Origin of the sequence: Bacillus sp. ME78, assembly GCF_903970865.1 — a bacterium.
GTDB lineage: Bacteria > Bacillota > Bacilli > Bacillales > Bacillaceae_G > Bacillus_A > Bacillus_A cereus.
Map to the genome: position 1 here is coordinate 43,859 of NZ_CAJCKK010000018.1, position 21,419 is coordinate 65,277.

The following is a 21,419-nucleotide window of genomic DNA, read 5'->3' on the forward strand; positions in this document are numbered from 1 at the left end:
TGCCTACACTTGTTTGCAGTTATTGGGCTGCCCTTTTCATTCATAAGCGTTACATCTTTTGTGCTCTCTACTTTTCCGTTAATGAAAGGGATGTTTCTTTTATTCCTTCAAATTCATTTAGTACATACATAGCTATTTTTTCAACTGCAGGTGAATCCACTATCTCTTCATGTGATCCAGAAACAGAATACATATTTACTCTTCCTTTTAATAAAGGTCCCCAATCTGTAAACAACTCTTTTCCTTCCTCAGCACTAAAGTAGAGAACTTTTCCAAAGTATGGTATCAAATTATTCTCTGCCATTAAGTTCAGGCATTTCCTATGAGCATTGATAACTTGCTTTAAATTCATAAGATCTGCATCTGGCGGGAGTACTCCTTCCATAATTAATCGCTCCACAAGCATATCTTGTTTATGGATGAGGCCTTCTTCCTGCTCAGTAAAATCTCTAGGAATGAAATGCTCATATATATATGAGAGCATTTCTTCTCTTGTTTTATAATCCTGCTCTGATGGTACTTTTGTATCCATTAGTACCAACAACTCAACTTCCTCACCTTGACTCCTTAGTACAGTTGCGACTTTATAAGCAATTGCACCGCCTAAAGACCATCCTCCAAGACGATATGGACCTTCTGGCTGAACACTTTTTATTTCTTCGATGTAAAATTGAATTACTTCCGGCAAGGTCAACTCGTCAATTTCTTTCTTTTCTATAAGAGGATTCTGTAAACCATAAAATGAACAATGGTTCTTAAGTAATCTTGCTAGTTGAATGTAACAGAATACATTCCCCATAAACGGATGAATGCAGAAGAACGGTCTTTTTTCTGATTCTTGCAGTGGAACCAGCGCTGATACTGATTTCGTCATATCATACTTATCACGAATAAGGCATGCGATTCCTTCCACTGTTGGATTCTTAACCAATGTAGACACCTTAATCTCTTTTCCAAACTTCTCCCTAATTTTTGAAACTAGTTTAATTACAAGGAGAGAGTGTCCCCCTCTATTAAAGAAATCATCATTTACATAGACATCTTCTATCTGTAACACATCCTGCCAGATTTTAATCAACTGATATTCAATTTCATCCCTTGGAATGATTGGTGTAGAGAAGTTATTTTCTCTTTGAATAGTTAAATTGTTCAATGACTTTCGATCAACTTTTCCATTCGTTGTAAGAGGCATCTCGTCTACCTTAATAAAGTGTGCAGGAACCATATAATTCGGTACTTGTCTCTTGAGATATTCACGCCAATCATGCATACTTCCATCTCCAACTACATAAGCAACCAATCTCTGCTCTCCTAATTTATCCTCTGTTACCAAAACTACTGCTTCTTTTACCAATGGATGCCTCTCTAGATTCGCTTCAATCTCTTCAAGTTCAATACGAAAGCCCCTAATTTTCACTTGATTATCAATTCTTCTCAGGTAATCTAAATTACCATCAGGTAAATAACGAACCAAATCTCCCGTACGATATAAACGCTCTTCTTCATTAAATGGATGACGGATAAATCGCTCTGCTGTTAATTCTGGACGATTCAAGTATCCTCTCGCTATACCTGCACCACCGATATATAGCTCACCTGTTACACCAACTGGAACAGGTAACAAATTTTCATCTAATACATAAGTTTGAACGTTCGGCAACGGACGTCCAATTGTAACTCTCTTACTATCTGTTTGAATATGATAACACGTTGCATCAACCGTACATTCTGTAGGACCGTATACGTTATAAAAATCAATTTTTTCGGTCTCTACTAGCTGTTCCCATAATGACGGCATGATTGCTTCACCACCGACTAATATCTTACTTGGTACATGAACATCACCACTTATTTCTAGCAATCCTCCATCTATAAGTAATTGAAGTAATGAAGGTGTCATATCAAACATTTCCAATTTATTCTCCCTAATATAGGACACAAATTGTTCCGGATTAGTGCGAACTTCACTTGGGATAATATATAAACTTGAGCCATAAAGCAACATTTGTAATTGCTGAATAGATACATCAAAGGCAATTGACGCATTCAAACCGACACGCATATTACTAGGTATGTCATGTAAGAAAACTTCTTTTTGTAAACCATAGGATAGGTTTATTACAGAATGGTGCTGTACTAAAGCCCCCTTTGGATTCCCTGTCGAACCAGAAGTATAGATAACATACGCTAAGTTTTCCCCTGTTACCTCACATATTGGTGAAAGTTTGCTTTCTTGAGAAAGCATTGCTTGGTCCCTATCTAGGCAAACTGTCTTGATGTCTTTAGGTATCCATCCTAGTAATACCTCATTTGTAACTAACACTTTAATTCCCGTGTCTTGTAAAATATATTGCAGGCGGCTTTCTGGATTCGATGGATCCAATGGAACATAGGCTGCTCCAGCCTTCCAAATTCCCATGAGACCAACAATCATCTCAACTGATCGATCAAAGCAGAGGCCAACTAATGACTCTGTCCCAATTCCACATTTCTGTAAATGATGGGCTAATTGATTAGCTCTTTCATTCAGCTCTCGATACGTTAGTTGCTGTTTTTCATCTACCACTGCCACCGCGTCAGGTGTACGATTTACTTGCTCTTCGAATAGTTGATGAATTACATTCTCACGTGGATAGGATATAGCATTATTATTCCATTCTTCCAATAGCTTTCTTTGTTCAGCCTCCGTAATATATACTAGCTCCGATAGATTTTGATCAATGTTTTTGAGCATTTGCATTAACACTTTGTGTAAATGACCCAGCATTCGTTCAATGGTTACTCTATTAAACTTACTACGGTCATACATTAACTTTAACGATAACTGAATTCCTGGAACTACAGCCAATCCTAATGGATAGTGGGTTTGTTCTACCCCTTTCAATTCACCAATTTCCAGATTTTCTGAAGATTCTTCTTTCACTGGATAATTTTCAAATACATATAAACAATTGAACAGCGGTGTACCTCTAGGAACCTCACTCCACCCCTGAATCTCTGTCAAAGAAGCATACTCATATTGTCTTCTTTCTATCTCTTCCTCTTGTATCTTCTGCAACCAATCTATTACTTTTATATCATCCATCAATTGAATTCGCGTCGGTGACGTTGTAATGAAAGGACCTACGATGTTTTCAACATCAATAATCTCCGTAGAACGCCCTGAGCTTGTTACACCAAAAACAATGTCATTTTCTCCACTATATCGGCTCATGAGATATGCCCATGCACCTTGAATTACTGTACTCAAAGTAAGTTTATTTCGTTTCGCCCATCCTTGTAACGCTTGAGTCTGCTCTTCTGATAAATACGTAACCTTCTCTGTGTAACCTTTTTCTTCCTCTTTACTTTCTAAGCCCAGTAAAGTTGGTGCAGTAAAACCTTTTAGCTTCTCTCTCCAGAATTGTTCCGCCTGCTCCTTATCTTGTTCTCTGAGCCATTGGATATATTTCTTATATGATGAGGACTTAGGTAACTTCACAGCTTCTCCATTCATGCTCTTCTGATAGACTGTAAGTAATTCATTAAAGACTAATGGTAAACTCCACCCATCCAGTAAAATATGGTGATGTGTCCAAACAATCCGATATTCTTCCTCACCTTCTTGAATGACTGTTACCCGCATCAATGGTGCTTCATCAAATTGGAAGGCTTGTTTTCGATCTAATGCCAAAAAGACTTTTCTTTTTTCCTCTATCTCTTCACTTGTCATTGTACGCCAGTCTTCTTTGTTCACTTTAAATGGGATATTTTCATACACCACTTGTATTGGTTCTTCAATTTCATCCCATACAAATGCTGTACGAAAAATTTCATGCCGCTGAATTACAGATTTCCACGCCTGCTCAAATGTAGGAATATCCATTTCCCCTTGAATCATAAAACTCAATTGCACTATATACGGTGCAACATGTTCATCCCCTTGATCATGCAATGTGTGGAAAATCATACCTTCTTGCAAAGGTGATAGTGGATATAAATCAGTAATCTGATTGTTCTTTCCACGATGCATTTTTTTTAGTACATTTGTCAAACCTTCTTGGCTAAGATTAGCCATTGCAAAATCCGAAATGGTCAGTGCAGATTCTCTATCTGAAGATTGAATCAATCTACTCAGTTGATATAGCATATTCTGTGCAATACTTTGAATCGTTGATTTGGCAAATTGTCCAACATTGTATACCCAAGTGAACTGAAGTTTTCCATCCGTTACAACCCCAATTACATCAATTACATGCGATCGCTTGGAACCGGCAGCATGATCTAAACGCTTAAATTCGTTCTCTGGAATAAACATTGCATCGCTAGAAAACATTTGGTCAAATTGTCCAAGATAGTTAAAACTAATAGACGGTGTATATTGGGAGCTTAATGGCTCACACATTGTTGTGTTCATGTAACGCAACACCCCATAATCAACACCCTTATTAGGAATTTTGCGAACTTGTTCTTTAACTGCTTTTAATGCTGCAATTGGCGTATTAGCATTAGTAATATTTAAATGAACTGGGTAAATACTTGTAAACCATCCCACGGTTCTCGATAAATCAACATCTTCAATAATCTCTTCTCGACCATGTCCCTCTAAATCTACGCTTAATATCGGCTGTCCCGTACATGCTGCTGTAGCTTGTACCAATGCTGCTAATAATACTTCATTGATTTGGACACGGTGAGTGCTTAAAGTCTCTTGCAATAACATACGGGTCTCATTCTCGTTTAACACCACAGTAATTTCCTCAGTTACTGCGCTTACTGGATTACTTATAGTACCATCTACTGGCAGTATAACTACGTCTTGTTCAACCTGCTGCTCCCAGTAATGTAACACTTCTTTTGATATTCCAGTTTGAGCGTAATGTTGTAATTTCTCCGACCATTCTTTAAAAGATGTACTCTTCATAGGTAATTGAATTTTTTGTCCTTGGACCGCTTGCGTATATGCTGTTTGCAAATCTTCCAATAAAATTCGCCAAGAAACACCATCGACGGCTAAATGATGAATTGTCCAAAATAATCGGCCAGTCTTCTCACCTTCATCAAAATACACCATTCTCATTAAAGGACCATCATGTAAATTCAATCTTTCTTGTGCAACATTAATCTCTTTTTGAATAACTTCATGCCAATCCGCTTCCGGCACTTCGTCTAATGAAATGACAGTCAGCATCAATTGTTCTTCAATTCCTTCATTCCACTGTTCCCAAGTCCCATTAGGTAAACGTTCATATCTTAAACGCAGGGCATCATGATGAAGTAGAAGGTTACGCGCTGCCTTTTCCAGTGATCCTATGTCCAATTTTTCTTTCGTTCTAAAGAACATGGATTGATTCCAATGATGTGGATTAGGATGATTTTGTGCAAAAAACCTTTGCTGAATAGGTGTAAGTATCGTCTCTCCAGTTATAATTCCTTGTTCAGCTTGTACACCTTGTTCTTCTTTGACTACTTGCGCCAACTCAGCAATCGTTTGGTGTTCAAATAGTTGTTTTGGTGTCAACTGTAAACCAGCTTGCTTTGCGCGAGAGACAATCTGAATGCTAAGAATTGAATCTCCACCAATTTCAAAAAAGTTATCATAAATACCAATACGTTTTGAACCTAGCACACGTTCCCAAATCATAGAAAGCTTATGTTCACGTTCATTTCTTGGGGCCGCGTAGCCTTCTTGTGTTCCTTGATAATCTGGTATAGGTAACGATTTCCGATCAACCTTTCCATTTATGGTTAGCGGTAATTCTTTCATTTCGACAAAGTAGGAAGGTATCATATGGATTGGCAGTTTTGTTTTAAGATACTCTCGCCATTCTTCTACACTACCTTCGCCCACTACATAAGCTACTAACCTCTTATCTCCCGACTGATTTTCCCTAACTATTACAACTACCTCTTTTACCAAGTCATGCTCTTGTAAAGTCGACTCAATCTCCCCAAGTTCGATTCGAAATCCTCTAATCTTCACTTGATTATCCATTCTTCCTAAGTAGTCTATATTACCATCAGGAAGATATCTCACAAGATCGCCTGTTCTATATAACCTCTCGCCTTCTTTGAATGGATGAGAAATAAATCGTTCGGATGTTAACTCTGGACGATTCAAGTACCCCTTTGCTAGACCTGCTCCTCCGATATAAAGTTCCCCCATCACACCAACTGGAACTGGCACCCTATTACTATCTAATACATAAGTTTGGACGTTAGGCAATGGACGCCCAATTGTTACTCTCTTACTATCTTTTTTGATATGATAGCATGTTGCATCAACCGTACATTCTGTAGGACCATATACATTATAAAACTGTATTTTATCAGTCTCTACTAGCTGTTCCCATAATGACGGCATAATTGCTTCACCACCAACCAGTACCTTACTTGGAACATGAACGCCATCGTACGTTTCTAACAATCCGGCATCTATAAGTAATTGAAGCAATGAAGGTGTTATATCAAAGATTTTTAACTTGTTCTCCCTAATATAAGCTACAAACTGCTCCGGATCACTTCGTACTTCATTCGGAATAATATACAAACTTGAACCATAAAGCAGCATTTGTAATTGCTGGATAGATGCATCAAAGGCAATTGACGCATTTAAACCGACATGCATGTTAGATGGTATCTCATGTTCGAAAACCTCTTTTTGTAAACCATGCGACAAGTTTAGTACAGAATGATGCTGTATCAAGACACCCTTTGGATTCCCCGTTGATCCCGAAGTATAGATAACATACGCTAAGTTTTCTCCTGTTACTTCACATTTTGGTGAAAAAATGCTTTCTTTTGAAATCATTGCTTGATCCCTATCTAGACAAACTATCTTGATTTCTTTAGGTATCCAGTCTTCCAATGACTCGTTCGTAACTAATACTTGAATTCCAGTGTCCTCCAAAATATATCGTAGACGACTTTCTGGATATGATGGGTCTAATGGAACATAGGCTGCTCCAGCCTTCCAAATCCCCATAATACTAACAATCATCTCAACTGAACGCTCAAAGCAAAGTCCAACCAATGATTCATTCCCAATCCCGCATTGCTGAAGATAGTGGGCCAATTGATTAGCTTTTTCATTCAGCTCTCGATACGTTAACTGCTGTTTTTCATCTACCACTGCTACCGCATCAGGTGTACGATTTACTTGCTCTTTAAACAGCTGATGAATCGTACTTTCCTGTGGATATGCTACAGCATCATTATTCCACTCCTCCAACTGTTTTTGCTGTAATCCTGACAATATAGGCAACTTAGCTAATGATTTATCAGGATTCTCCACGATTACATTCAACCAGTTCCCAAAATGTTCAGCCATGGATTCAATAGTTAAGCTGTCAAATAAATCAGTTCTATAAACAAAAGTAAGTAATAAACCCTCTTCCACTTCTGCAGCAGTTAAACTTAAATCAAACTTAGCGATAGGAGCATTACTTTCCATTACTTCTATATTTCTTCCATGTAGTTCTGGTTGCTTCTGTCCCGTATTTTGCAAAGTAAACATGGTTTGGAAAATCGGAGAATGGCTTGTATTTCGTTCAGGTTGGATAACCTCTACAATTTTCTCAAACGGAACATCTTGATACTCATACGCCTTCAATGCTTTTATCCTCACTTGAGACAACAACTCTTGAAATGCCGGTGCATTACTTAAATCAGCTCGATAAACCAATGTATTGACAAAGAAACCAATCAGCCCTTCAATTTCTCGATAATTTCGATTTGCAATTGGGCTGCCAACAATAATATCCGTTTGTCCCGTATAACGAGCAAGGAAACTTTGATACGATGCCAATAAGGTCATGAAAAGTGTGGCCCCTTCTTGACGACTTAGTTCGTTTAATTTATCCAGTAATGAGCGCGATAACAAAACATTATGAGTTAATCCATGGTGGGTTTGCACTGGCGGACGCGGACGATCCATTGGCAACATTAAGACTGGTAACTCACCGGATAATTCTTCCTTCCAATACGCAAGTTGTTGATATAGTACTTCATCTTTCAACCATTCTCTTTGCCACTGAGCAAAATCGGCATATTGAACTGGTAGTGGTTCCAGCTCTGCTTGTTTTTCACCAATCGCATTCTCATAAAATGCCATCCATTCTTGAAGCAAGATTTCCATCGACCATCCATCTGAGATAATATGATGCATATTACATAGAAGAACCCATTCTTCTTCTGAAATTCTTATGAGTTTCCCACGGAACAATGGCCCTTTTTCTAAATCAAATGGAGATTCGACTTCAGTTTGAATCCATTGCTCCAACTTTCTTTCTCGCTCCTCTAATGAAAGCTTAGTTAAGTCCATTTGCAGAAGCGGACGGAAAACGTACGGTTGAATCTGCTGCATAGGATGGCCATCCTCTTCATAAAATACAGTCCGCAAAGATTCATGACGCTCTATCAACTGATTCCATCCCAACTCCAATGCCTCAGGTAACCAATTCCCTGTAAGACGGCATGCCATTGGCATATTATAAAGTGCACTATTAGGTGCAAATTGATCAATAAACCATAAGCGCTGTTGGGCATAAGACAGTGGAATATTTCCCCCTCGTTCCATCGGCATCAATGGTGGAATTTCTCGTTTTTCGCTCCCCTTACGTAACTGATCTATTCGTTTCGATAATGCCTCGACCGTTGAATATTCGAACAGTTCACGTACTGGCAATTTGATTTGAAAGACTACCTGTAAGCGTGAGACCACTTGTGTAGCAAGTAGAGAGTGACCACCAAGCTCAAAGAAAGAATCCTGAACATCAATGTCTCTTATTCCTAGCACTTGACTCCACACTGAAGCAATAAGTTCTTCCAGCGGAGTTCTTGGGTATACAGTATTTTCAGCGGATTGTTCACTAAGTATAGGCAATGCCTTCAAATCAAGCTTTCCATTCGGTGTAAGTGGTAAAAATTCCATCTCAATAAAGTTTGTTGGAACCATGTAATTAGGTAAATGTGTTTGTAGATGTTCTCGCCATTCATGGACACTTCCTTCACCAACTACATAAGCTACTAATCTCTTATCACCTTGATTATCCTCTCGCGCCAATACAACAGCTTCTTTCACAGAAGAATGCGCCTGCAAAACAGCTTCTATTTCTCCCAATTCAATCCGGAAACCACGAATTTTCACTTGGTCATCTATACGTCCATGGAACTGGAGATTACCATCAGAAAGATAACTTGCTTTGTCTCCTGTATAATAGAGACGTTCTCCTGACTTGAAAGGATGTGGAATAAATTTTTCCTTTGTAAGATCCGGACGATTAGCATATCCACGTGCAAGGCTCTTCCCTCCAATATAGAGATCTCCAATTACACCAATTGGTACTAGCTGAAGATGAGAATCTAACACATAAACTTCTGTATTCGCAATCGGTCGACCAATCGATGGCGTACCTGTTGTCACTCCTACAGGTACGTAACAATCTGTGGTAACAACGGTATTTTCCGATGGACCATACTGATTAATTACCGCAAAAGGAATATCGTTAGATGGATACTGCGTTAATTGATCCCCACCAGTAATGATAAAACGAAGCTCCGTTTTATCTGGCCAAGATAATTTCAATAGTCTTTCCAGAATAGGCGTAGGTGCAAAACTAACTGTTATTTGTGAATCGATGAGCCAGTCCCTTAGCGCTTCTGGATTAATTCTCAGTTCCTCTGTTGACAAGTAGAGTGCTGCGCCAGCAGTTAGATACGGCCAAATCTCCTGGACAGCCGAATCAAAAGCAACCCCTGCAATCTGAGTCGCACGATCCTCTGCTGAAATATGATAAACTTCTTGATGCCAAGAAACCATATTCATTAATGAGCGATTTTCAACCATGACACCCTTCGGTTTTCCTGTAGAACCAGAGGTATAAACAATATAGGCTAAGTTCTCTGGATTTATTTGACGTGTAGGTGCGATTACGCTTTCCACTGTTAGTTCTTCTAACCTCACCATTTCGACGTGTGCGAAATGTCCTTCTTGTCCTTCCGCCGTCACTACAAATTGAATTCCTGCATCTTCAATCATGTATTCTAACCTTGATTTTGGATATAACGGATCTAAAACAACATAAGCTCCACCAGCTTTTAAAATGCCTAGTAAACTTGCCATTAGCTCAGCTGACCTCGGAAGATAAACTCCTACCACTGACTCTGGGGCTACTCCCTTTCGCCGTAAAACATTTGCCAACTGATTTGCTTGTGTATCCAGTTCACCATAAGTCCACTGTTTTGTTTGATCAACTACCGCAATCGCATCCGGACGCCTTGCTACTTGCTCCTCAAATCTGTCGCAAATAAGACCCTGATGAGACATTTCCATTACAGTGTCATTCCATGTTTCTAATAACAAAGTACGTTCGGGTTCTGATAGCATGCTCAGGTCATGCAACGGATTTTGTGGGCGATGAGAAACTTCATGTAGCCATTTCTCAAAGTGTCCTGCCATCCGTTCAATAGTAGTAGCATTGAATAAATCCTTATTGTACTCAAAAGTAAAAAGTAATCCCTCTTCCGTCTCAGTTGCCATTACACTTAAATCAAACTTTGCAATTGGACTATGGCTTTCTATCATTTCAATACTTCTACTAGATAACATCGGAAACTCTTGTTTCATATTTTGCAAGATGAACATAGTCTGGAAGATTGGCGAATGACTTGTACTTCGTTCCGGTTGCACAACTTCTACAATTTTTTCAAATGGAATATCTTGATATTCATACGCCTTCAATGCCTTTTGACGAACCTGATATAGTACATCTTGAAATGTCGGTCTACCACTTAAATTAGCTCGATAAACCAGCGTGTTAACGAAGAAACCAATTAGTCCTTCAATTTCTCTATAATTCCGATTCGCAATTGGGCTTCCGACCAGGATATCTTCTTGTCCCGTATAACGAGATAGAAAACTTTGATATGCAGCTAAAAGCGTCATGAAGAGTGTAGCCCCTTCTTTTCGACTAAGTTCATTCAATTTATCATGTAGCGTGCCTGGCAGAACCAGAGTGTATGTCGACCCGTGATGAGTTTGTATTGCGGGACGCGGGCGATCCATAGGAAGTTGGAGTACAGGAAGCTCCCCAGACAATTCTTCCCTCCAATATTGGAGTTGTTGATCAAGCACCTCCTCCTTTAGCCATCCTTTTTGCCACTGAGCAAAGTCTGCATATTGAACCGGTAATGGTTCAAGTTCCGCTACCTTTCCATCCGTTGCTTTCTCATAAAATGCCATCCATTCTTCAAGTAGGATTCCCATTGACCATCCATCTGAAATGATATGATGTAGAGTACAAAGGAGTATCCATTCTTCCTCTCCCACATGCAAAATACTTGTCCTGATTAATGGACCTTCTGTTAAATCAAATGGCACTTCTGTTTCTTGTTGAATTAAACGTTTAACTTCTTCTTCTTGATCTTCAGAAGAAAGCATAGTTAAATCCGTTTTCGGAATTGATTGAAAAGCATACGGTTCAATTTGCTGTACGGGTTGACCGTTCACTTCGTGAAAGACCGTCCGCAGTGATTCATGACGTTCTATTAGTTGATTCCATCCCGTTTCCAATGCTTCAAGTAGCCAATTCCCTGTAAGGCGGCATACCATTGGCATATTGTAAAGGGCACTATTAGGTGTAAATTGATCAATAAACCATAAGCGTTGTTGGGCATAAGATAGTGGGATAGCTTCTCCTCGTTTCATTGGTATTAGCGGCGGAATCTCTCGTTTTTTATCTCCTTTACGTAACTGATCTAATCGCTTTGCCAGTGACTCCACCGTTGTATATTCAAATAGTTCACGTACTGGTAATTCGATTTGAAAAATTCCCTGTAAACGTGAAACTACTTGAGTAGCTAGTAGTGAATGACCACCGATTTCAAAAAAGGAATCCTGAACATTAATATTTTTTATTCCTAACACTTGGCTCCAAACGGAAACGATAAGCTCCTCCACTGGTGTTCGTGATGAAGTAATATCTTCACTTATGAACTGTTCTTCTAATTCCAGTAAGGCTTTCCGATTCACCTTACCATTTGGAGTGAGTGGCATACCTTCAATTTTGAAAAAGTATGCCGGAACCATATAATGTGGCAGTTGCTTCTTGAGATATTCACGCCACTCCCCAGTATCGCCTTCACCCACTACATAAGCTATTAACTGCTTATCTCCTGGTCGATCTTCCTTCACCAACACGACTGCCTCTTTTACAGATGAGTGATCATGTAAAGCTGCTTCAATTTCTCCCAATTCAATTCGGAATCCTCTAATTTTAACTTGGTTATCTATTCTTCCAATATATTCTAAGTTACGATCATTCATATATCTCACCAAGTCACCCGTTCGATATAATCGTTCCCCGTCCTTAAAGGGATGCGGAATAAAACGTTCAGTAGTTAAATCCGGTCGATTGAAGTAGCCACGTGCTAATCCTACTCCTCCAAGGTAAAGTTCCCCTGCCACACCAATCGGGACCACTTGTTGATATTGATCTAACACATACAACTCTGTATTATCAATCGGACGACCAATCGGAATAAGCATTGGTTCTTTTTCTAAATCACAATCGTAATAAGTCACATCCACAGTTGCTTCAGTAGGACCATACAAGTTAATTAACTTTGTTTGCTGAGCATTGTAAAGGATCCCCTTAAACCGGCGAACCTGCTCAGTGTTTAACGCTTCTCCACTAGTAAAAACTTGAATTAAAGACGATACATCCCTTTTCGAATTATATAGTTCCATATAATCTAAGAAAGTAGATAACATCGACGGAACAAAGTGCATGGTGGATACACGGTATCGTTCAATATACTCCTCAATCACCGCAGGATCTTTCTCTCCTCCTGGTGGAAGTAAACAAACACGTGCTCCTACAAATGACCACCAAAATAATTCCCAGACAGAAACATCAAACGAAAACGGTGTCTTTTGTAGGATTGTATCCTCCTCAGACAATGGGTATTTTTTCTGCATCCACTGTAGGCGATTGATAACAGAATGATGTTCAATCATTACCCCCTTTGGATTTCCCGTCGAACCCGAAGTGTATATAATATAGGCTAAGTTATTTGCTGTTACTCCACTTACCGGAGCTAAATTACTCTCTTTAGAAATCATCACTTGATCCCGGTCTAAACGAATTGCTTGAATATCTTTAGGTAACCAGTCCTGTAGTGTTTCTTTTGTTAACAGCACTTGAATTTGTGAATTCTCCAAAATATATCTTAGGCGGTTTTCGGGATAACTTGGGTCCAGTGGGACATAAGCCCCACCTGCCTTCAAAATCCCAAAGAGACCAATAATCATATCAGGAGAACGTTCAATACATATACCAACCAATGATTCAGGTCCGATACCTCGTTTTTGTAGAAAATGTGCCAATTGATTCGATTTTTCATTCAGTTCTTGATACGTTAGCTTTCCACCCTCATAAACTACCGCCACTGCATCAGGTGTCCGTGCAACTTGCTGCTCAAATAGCTCATGAATCATACGATCATGACCATAAACTACGTCCGTATCATTCCATTCTTCTAGGAGTTGTTTTTGCTCAGTATCCGATAACATTGACAGCTTTGTATATGATTCATCTGGATGATACGTGATTTCATTTAGCCAGTTCTCAAAATGTACTGCCATACGCGCAATGGTACTACTATCAAATAAATCCGTGTTGTATTCAAATGAGACGAATAGACCTTCTTCCACTTCATAGGCAGTTAAGCTCAAATCAAATTTAGCAATAGACATATTACTTTCTACCATTTCAATACTTCTATCAGGCAAATCTAGTCGTTCTTGTTTTATATTCTGTAGCGTAAACATGGTCTGAAATATAGGGGAATGACTCATGCTTCGTTCAGGTTGCACAGCTTCTACCACTTTTTCAAATGGGATATCTTGATATTCGTATGCTTTTAACGCCTTTTTCTTTGTTTGGTTCAAAATCTCCCGAAAAGTAGGGGTGCCACTCAAATCTGATCGATAAACCAACGTATTAACAAAGAAACCAATTAATCCTTCTACTCCCTTATGGTTCCGATTTGCAATCGGGCTACCAACTAGAATATCTTTTTGTCCCGTATAACGAGCAAGAAAGCTCTGGTATGCGGCCATTAAAGTCATAAATAAAGTAGATCCTTCTTGTCGACTTATATCCTTCAATTGACTGAGCAATTTATAAGGAAAAATCACATGATGCGTAGCCCCAGAGTAAGTCTGCTTAACCGGCCGAGGTCGATCCACTGGCAGTTGTAAGATAGGAAGCTCCCCAGACAATTCTTCCTGCCAATACGTAAGCTGACGATTTAGCACATCACCTTGCAACCACTCCTTTTGCCACTTCGCAAAGTCTGCATATTGAATGGATAATGAACTTAATTTAGCAGGATTTCCACCCATTTCTTCTTCATAGAAAGCAAGTAATTCATTCATGAATATACCAATGGACCAAGCATCAGAAATAATATGATGCATCGTACACAGTAATAACCATTCATCCTTCTCTAATTGAACAAGCTGATTACGAATTAAAGGACCATTCATTAAATCAAATGGTTCTTGCGCTTCTCTCGCAATTAAACTATCTACCTCTTTTTCTTTTACTTCTGGAGGAAGTTGAGAGTAATCTCTTACAGGTAATGCTCTAGGAAGGAATTCGGCAATTTGTTGCACAGGTTGTTCTCCTACTTCTTTAAAAACAGTTCGTAATGATTCATGGCGTTCAATGAGTCGATTGAATCCCTTTTCTAATGCTTCAGGTATCCAATTTCCTTTTAGATGCCATACTGTTGGAATATTATATAAAGAACTGTTTGGGTTAAATCTGTCCATAAACCACAAACGTTGTTGTGCATAAGACAACGGGAGTGCTTCTTTATTCTCCTTTTTTTGCATTTGCTTCTGAAGCCATGCTCTCTTCTCAGGAGAAAGTGAACTCAGCTTTGCAAGTAAATCACTTCTCATTTTTTTACCCCTTCCTCAATCAAATTACTCTCGAATATCCCTTGTGCTTCTTCCTCTGATAGCTCCTCTAATTGCTTAAGTAGTTCCAGTAATTCTTCATCATTACTCACTTCTGCTTCTTTTTGAACATAGTCTTGAAGACTTACATTCTCCTTACTATCATTCTGCATTTCTTGATTTTTGTTATCGAGCAATTGATCAATCTGTTCTGCCAATTGCTGCACCGTATGAAACATAAATAAATCATGCAATGGTATCTCGATTCCAAAAGCCTCTTTAAGATTGGAAACAGCTTGCGTAGCGAGTAGTGAATGGCCACCAATTTCAAAAAACGAATCTTGAATTCCGATGTTTTCCATACCTAAAACTTCATGCCATATTGAAACGATTGTTTTTTCCGTAGACGTACGAGGAGCAATATAACCACTTGCTATCTCCTGTTTCTCTGGTGCTGGTAAAGCCTTCCTATCAATTTTCCCATTAGGAGTGAGTGGAAATGCATTTAATCCAACAAAATAGGCTGGGATCATATAATTTGGTAGTTGACCCTTGAGATAATCACGCCACTTTTGAGCATCTCCGTCTCCTACAACATAGGCAATTAAACGTGGGTCGCCAGGATAATCTTCCCGCACCATCACAATAGCTTCGTTAACTAGTGTATGCCTTTGTAATGTCGCTTCAATTTCTCCTAGTTCAATCCGGAACCCACGAATTTTTACTTGATGATCGATTCGTCCAACATACTCCAAATTTCCATCCGGCAAATACCTTACTAAATCTCCAGTCCGGTATATTCGCTCTCCTTCTTTAAACGGATGCGGTATAAAACGATTTTTCGTTAAGTCAGGGCGCTTTAAATATCCACGTGCTAATCCTGATCCACCAATGTACAACTCACCAACTACACCAATTGGAACCATTTTTTGTTCAGCACTTAGTACATATACTTCTGTATTGAATATTGGTTTACCAATCGGTGGAACCCTATGCATGACACCCTTTTCTAATTCCATATACGTGGAATACGTAGTATCTTCGGAAGGTCCATATAGGTTGTACACCTTTTCAATCGTATTTCTCTCGTATAAATCTTGAACAAGCGAATATGGCAATGGTTCTCCAGCCAAATTCATCACCTTTACCGAAGAAGGTATTGTTTTTGCTCGAACCAGTTCCTTTGCTGCCGATGGCACAGTATTAACCAAAGTCACACCTTTGGAAGACAACTTCTCTAGATGTAGCGCATTTTCAGTGACAATCACCTTACCACCCATCGTTAAGGGAACAAATACTTCAAAAACGGATAAATCAAAAGATAGCGAAGTTGAAGCTAACACTCCCGCTAATTCCTTTCGGGAATACGTGTGATGCGCCCAATGAATCATTGTTACTGTATTCCTGTGCTCAATCATTACTCCCTTTGGATTTCCAGTGGAACCTGAAGTATAAATAATATAGGCTAAGTTATCGCCCGTCACTTCACTCGTACATACCGTAGTTACTTCTTGTTCTATTTCTGCTCGATTACGATCAATACAAATCACGTTGACGAATTTAGGTATAGCCATTTTTTGTTGTAACTTTTCCTGTGTCACCAGTACCTTTATTTGAGCATCTTCTAAAATGTACTGCAGTCGACTTTCCGGATACGCTGGATCAATTGGGACATATGCTCCTCCCGCCTTTATAATTCCTAAGAGACCGACAATCATCTCGGATGAACGTGTAACGCAAATGCCAACTAATGATTCGCATGTTACACCATTTTTTTGTAAATAATGTGCCAACTGATTCGAGCGTTCATCCAACTCTCGATATGTTAGTTCTTCATCTTCGCACACTACTGCAATTGCTTCTGGTGTTTTTTTCACCTGTTTTTCAAACATTGTATGAATCGTACTTTCTTCCATATCTATAACACGCGATTTATTCCATTCCTCTAGTAGTTGCTTATATTCTACTTTCGATAACATATTCAGTTCTGATAGTACACATTTTGGATGAGAGACAATTTGATTTAACCAATGTTTAAAATGACTTGCCATACGTTCAATGGTTGTATCATTAAACAAATCAGTATTATATTCAAAGGTTAGTGATAATCCTTCTTCCGTCTCAGAAGCAAATAAACTCAAATCAAATTTGGCAACAGAAGCATGGCTTTCCATGAGTTCCATTTGTCTTTCAGATAGCTGAAGAAACTCTTGTTTCGTATTCTGTAAAGTAAACATAGTTTGGAATATTGGTGAATGACTTGTATTCCGTTCAGGTTTTACGGATTCTACCACTTTCTCAAATGGGATGTCCTGATACTCGTATGCTTTTAGCGCTTTTTTTCTTACCTGCGACAAAAGTTCTTGGAACGTCGGATTTTCACTGAAATCAGCTCGATAAACCAACGTATTTGCAAAGAATCCAATTAATCCCTCAATCTCTTTCACATTTCGATTAGCGATTGGGCTTCCAACTATAATGTCGTCCTGTCCTGTATAACGAGAAAGGAAGCTTTGATACGCTGCCATCAATGTCATAAATAAAGTGCACCCTTCTTGCAGACTTAAATCTTTGAGCTTTTCCTGTAGGGAATTCGCCACTATTAAGGACTGACTTGCACCACGATGGGTTTGAACTGCAGATCTAGGACGATCCATCGGTAATTGTAAAACCGGTAGTTCCCCAGATAATTCTTCCTTCCAATATTGAAGGTGCTGATTCAAATTCTCCTCTTTTTGCCATTCCTTCTGCCACATGACAAAATCTGCATATTGGATAGATAACTCCTTCAATTCCACTGGTTTTCCGGTTAGTGCTCCTTCATAAAAAGCCATCCATTCTTCAAGTAAGATTCCCATTGACCATCCATCTGAAATAATATGATGCATCGTACAAATGAGAACCCATTCTTCCCTGTCCACTTTCAATATTCGTGTTCGAATCAGAGGATCTTGTCCAAAATGAAATGGTTCCTCAGCTTCGTTTTGAATGAGCCGTTTCATTTCTCTTTCCCTATCTTCCAAAGAAAGATCTGTTAGATTCGTTTGAGGAATATGTCTGAACACATGAGATTGAACCTGTTGAAAAGGTTCACCCTCTTGTTCTAGAATTGTAGTCCTTAATGATTCATGACGCTCCAACAATTGATTCCATCCGACCTCCAATGCTTGAATTGACCATTTACCTGTTAAGCGACACGCTGCATGAATATTGTACATAGCACTATTTGGCATTAATTGATCAATAAACCATAGACGTTTCTGCGCATAGGAAAGTGGGATAACTTCTTCTCGTTTCATAGGTACAAGAGGAGCAACCTCTCGTTTTTTATCTTCTTTTCGTAACTGATCCACTCGTTTCGCCAATGCTTCCACTGTATCGTGCTTGAAAAGTTCACGTAATGGAATTTTAATTTGGAACAGTTCTTGCAATCTAGAGACGATTTGAGTAGCAAGTAGTGAGTGCCCACCACGTTCAAAGAAGGAATCCTGAATACTAATATTTTCTATCCCTAACACTTGACCCCAAACCGAAGCTATAAGCTCTTCCGATGGCGTCCGAGGTAGCATATTTAAATCTTCAATAGCTTGCTCATCATGTACTGGCAAGGCCTTTCGGTCAATTTTCCCATTCGGAGTAAGCGGGAAGTGTTCTAACTCTATAAAGTGCGCTGGAATCATATGATTCGGTAATTGTTTTTGTAAATACTCTCTCCACTCTTGGGTATTTCCATCGCTTATTACATATGCAACCAATCGTTGATCACCTGGACGATCTTCTCGAACTAATACGACAGCCTCTTTAATAAACGAACATTTTTCTAAAGTGGCTTCAATTTCTCCTAATTCAATCCTAAAACCACGCATTTTGACTTGATGGTCCATTCTACCTATAAATTCTATATTTCCATCAGTTAGATATCTTACTGAATCTCCTGTTCGATATAGTCGTTCCCCCAATTGGAATGGATGCGAAACGAATTTTTCAGCAGTAAGATTCGGACGATTTAAGTATCCACGTGCTAAACCAGCACCACCAATATATAACTCACCCTCAATTCCTATTGATTGCAAGCGTTGATTTTGGTCTAATACATATAATTGCGTGTTCTGTATTGGCTGCCCAATAGAAACAAATTCTTGATTAGGCTGAATATCAAATGCATTGACATAAATAGTGGCTTCAGTTGGCCCATAAAAGTTGGTTAATTTCACTTGTCCACTATAATTCCATTTTTGTTGAAAACGTCTAACTAACCCTGAACTTAGTTCTTCTCCACCAGAAAATACATGGCGTACGGACGAACAATTCATGTTCAATTCAATATGATTGAAGTAATCTAAGAAAACAGATAACATCGAAGGTACAAATTGAACTATAGTAACCTGATGTTGTTTAATCACTTCAGCTATAATAGAAGGATCTTTTTCTCCACCTGGAGGTAGGAAAGATACACTTGCACCAACGTGAATGCCCCAAAACAATTCCCAAACAGAGACATCAAATGAGAATGGCGTTTTCTGCAAGACCACATCTTTTTCAGAAAGCGGATATTTATGTTGCATCCATTCTAGATAATTAATTACTGAATGATGCTCAATCATTACTCCCTTTGGATTCCCTGTAGATCCTGAAGTATACATAACATACGCTAAATTTTCTCCTGTTACACCACTTATACATGGGGTTGTTTCTTCTTTTTCAATTGCAGTGTAATCTTTATTCATACAAATCGTTTCTATATTTTCAGATACAAACAAATTTTTAGAATTCTCTTCCGTCACTAGTACTTCGATTCCAGCATCCTCTAATATATATCGAAGTCGACTCTCTGGATAAGTAGGGTCAAGTGGAACATACGCTGCTCCTGATTTTAGAATACCTAATAACGCTATCATCATTTGTAATGAACGTTCCATATATACCCCAACTAGAGACTCTGGGCCTACACCATGCTTTTGTAAATAATGAGCTAACTGATTTGCACGCTTCTCCAACTCTTTATAGGTAATTTGTTCATTTTCGTAACTAGCCGCGATTGCTTCCGGTGTTTTTTTTACTTGCTCCTCAAACATCGTATGAATCATGCCTTCAGCCGAATAATTAACTTGAGTATGATTCCATTCCTCTAGTAACTGTATTTGTTCTTCTTCTGTTAAATGAGTAATTTCAAATAGTTTTGAATCTAAGCTCTTCGTCATCTGAATTAATATTTGCAATAAGTGATTCTGAATCCGATTTATTGCTTCTTCATTAAAATAGCTTCGATCATACATCAACTTTAAAGTAATTTTCTTACCGGGCATTACAATGAGTGTTAAAGGATAATTTGTTTGTTCCGTGCTTTTAACATCTAGTAATCTTAAATCATCATTTCTCTCATCTTGAATTGGATAATTTTCAAACACATACAAGGTATGAAATAAGGAGCAATTTCGCGGAACCTCACTCCAGCCTTGAATATCTATCAACGAATTATACTCATACTGTCTTCGTTCCATTTCTTTCATTTGTATTTTACGAAGCCAATCTACTACTGATGTATTATCCGTTAATCGAATTCTGGTAGGTAATGTGTTAATAAATAGCCCCACCATATTCTCTGCTCCTATTAAATCAGTAGGACGTCCAGCGCTAGTTACGCCAAATACGACGTCACTGTCACCGCTATACCTACTCATCAAATAAGCCCATGCACCTTGTACTAACGTATTCAACGTTAATCGATTATTTCGTACCCACTTTTGTAAACTCTCAGTAAGTTCCTCAGATACTTGATAAGCACACTCTCCATAACCCTTCTCTTGTCCTTCATCCTTTCTTTCCATTGCTAATGGAGTAGGTGCATAGAACCCTTTTAATTCTTCTTTCCAAAATCCCTCTGCTTGACTTTGATCTTGTTTATTTATCCATTGAATATATTTTTTATAAGGAAGAGATTTAGGAAGATTCAACAATTCTCCCTTTATCATCTTGAGATAAACTTCCATCACTTCACTAAGGATCAATGACACACTCCATCCATCTAGCAAAATATGATGATGTGTCCAGATAATTCTCGTTTCCTCTTTTGCTTCTTTAATCGCAGTGACTCTCATCAATGGTGCTTCATCCAATAAAAATCCTTTCCTACGATCTGCAGTCAAAAACTGTTGTAATTTCTTCTCGTTCTCCTCATGCGAATAGGTACTCCAATCCTCTTGATGAATAGTAAAAGGAAGACGTTCGTAAACTGCTTGTAGAGGTTTTTCTACTTCTTCCCAAACAAATACTGAGCGCAGAACCTCATGTCGTTGAATAACATATTCCCAAGCTTTTTCAAAAGTAGCAACATCCAATTGCCCCCCGAGCAAGAAACTTACTTGTACAATATAGGAAAAAGAATGTTCATCATCTTGATCGTATAAAGTATGAAACAGTATTCCTTTTTGCAAAGGTGATAAACCATATATATCAATAACGTCTCCCATTT

Annotated in this window: 2 protein-coding genes; both read right to left on the bottom strand. The window is 38.7% G+C overall.

All coding sequences use genetic code 11. The features are described 5' to 3' along the window. Positions 1-67: 67 nt before the first annotated feature. Positions 68-14,950: a non-ribosomal peptide synthase/polyketide synthase gene (locus H6481_RS18800; RefSeq protein ID WP_182812800.1), complete on the bottom strand. Its 14,883-nt coding sequence runs from the start codon at positions 14,948-14,950 to the stop codon at positions 68-70. Then, on the bottom strand, positions 14,947-21,417 hold the full coding sequence (locus H6481_RS18805) for a non-ribosomal peptide synthetase (protein WP_182812803.1): 6,471 nt from the start codon (positions 21,415-21,417) through the stop codon (positions 14,947-14,949). Before H6481_RS18805 ends, H6481_RS18800 begins: the two co-directional genes overlap by 4 nt. Between the last annotated feature and the right edge of the window lie 2 nt (positions 21,418-21,419).

What these genes read in the sequence shown, in the direction of transcription:
- H6481_RS18805 (WP_182812803.1), bottom strand. Translation starts at nt 21,417, where the DNA reads ATGGGAGACGTTATTGATATATATGGTTTATCACCTTTGCAAAAAGGA.
- H6481_RS18800 (WP_182812800.1), bottom strand. Translation starts at nt 14,950, where the DNA reads ATGAGAAGTGATTTACTTGCAAAGCTGAGTTCACTTTCTCCTGAGAAG.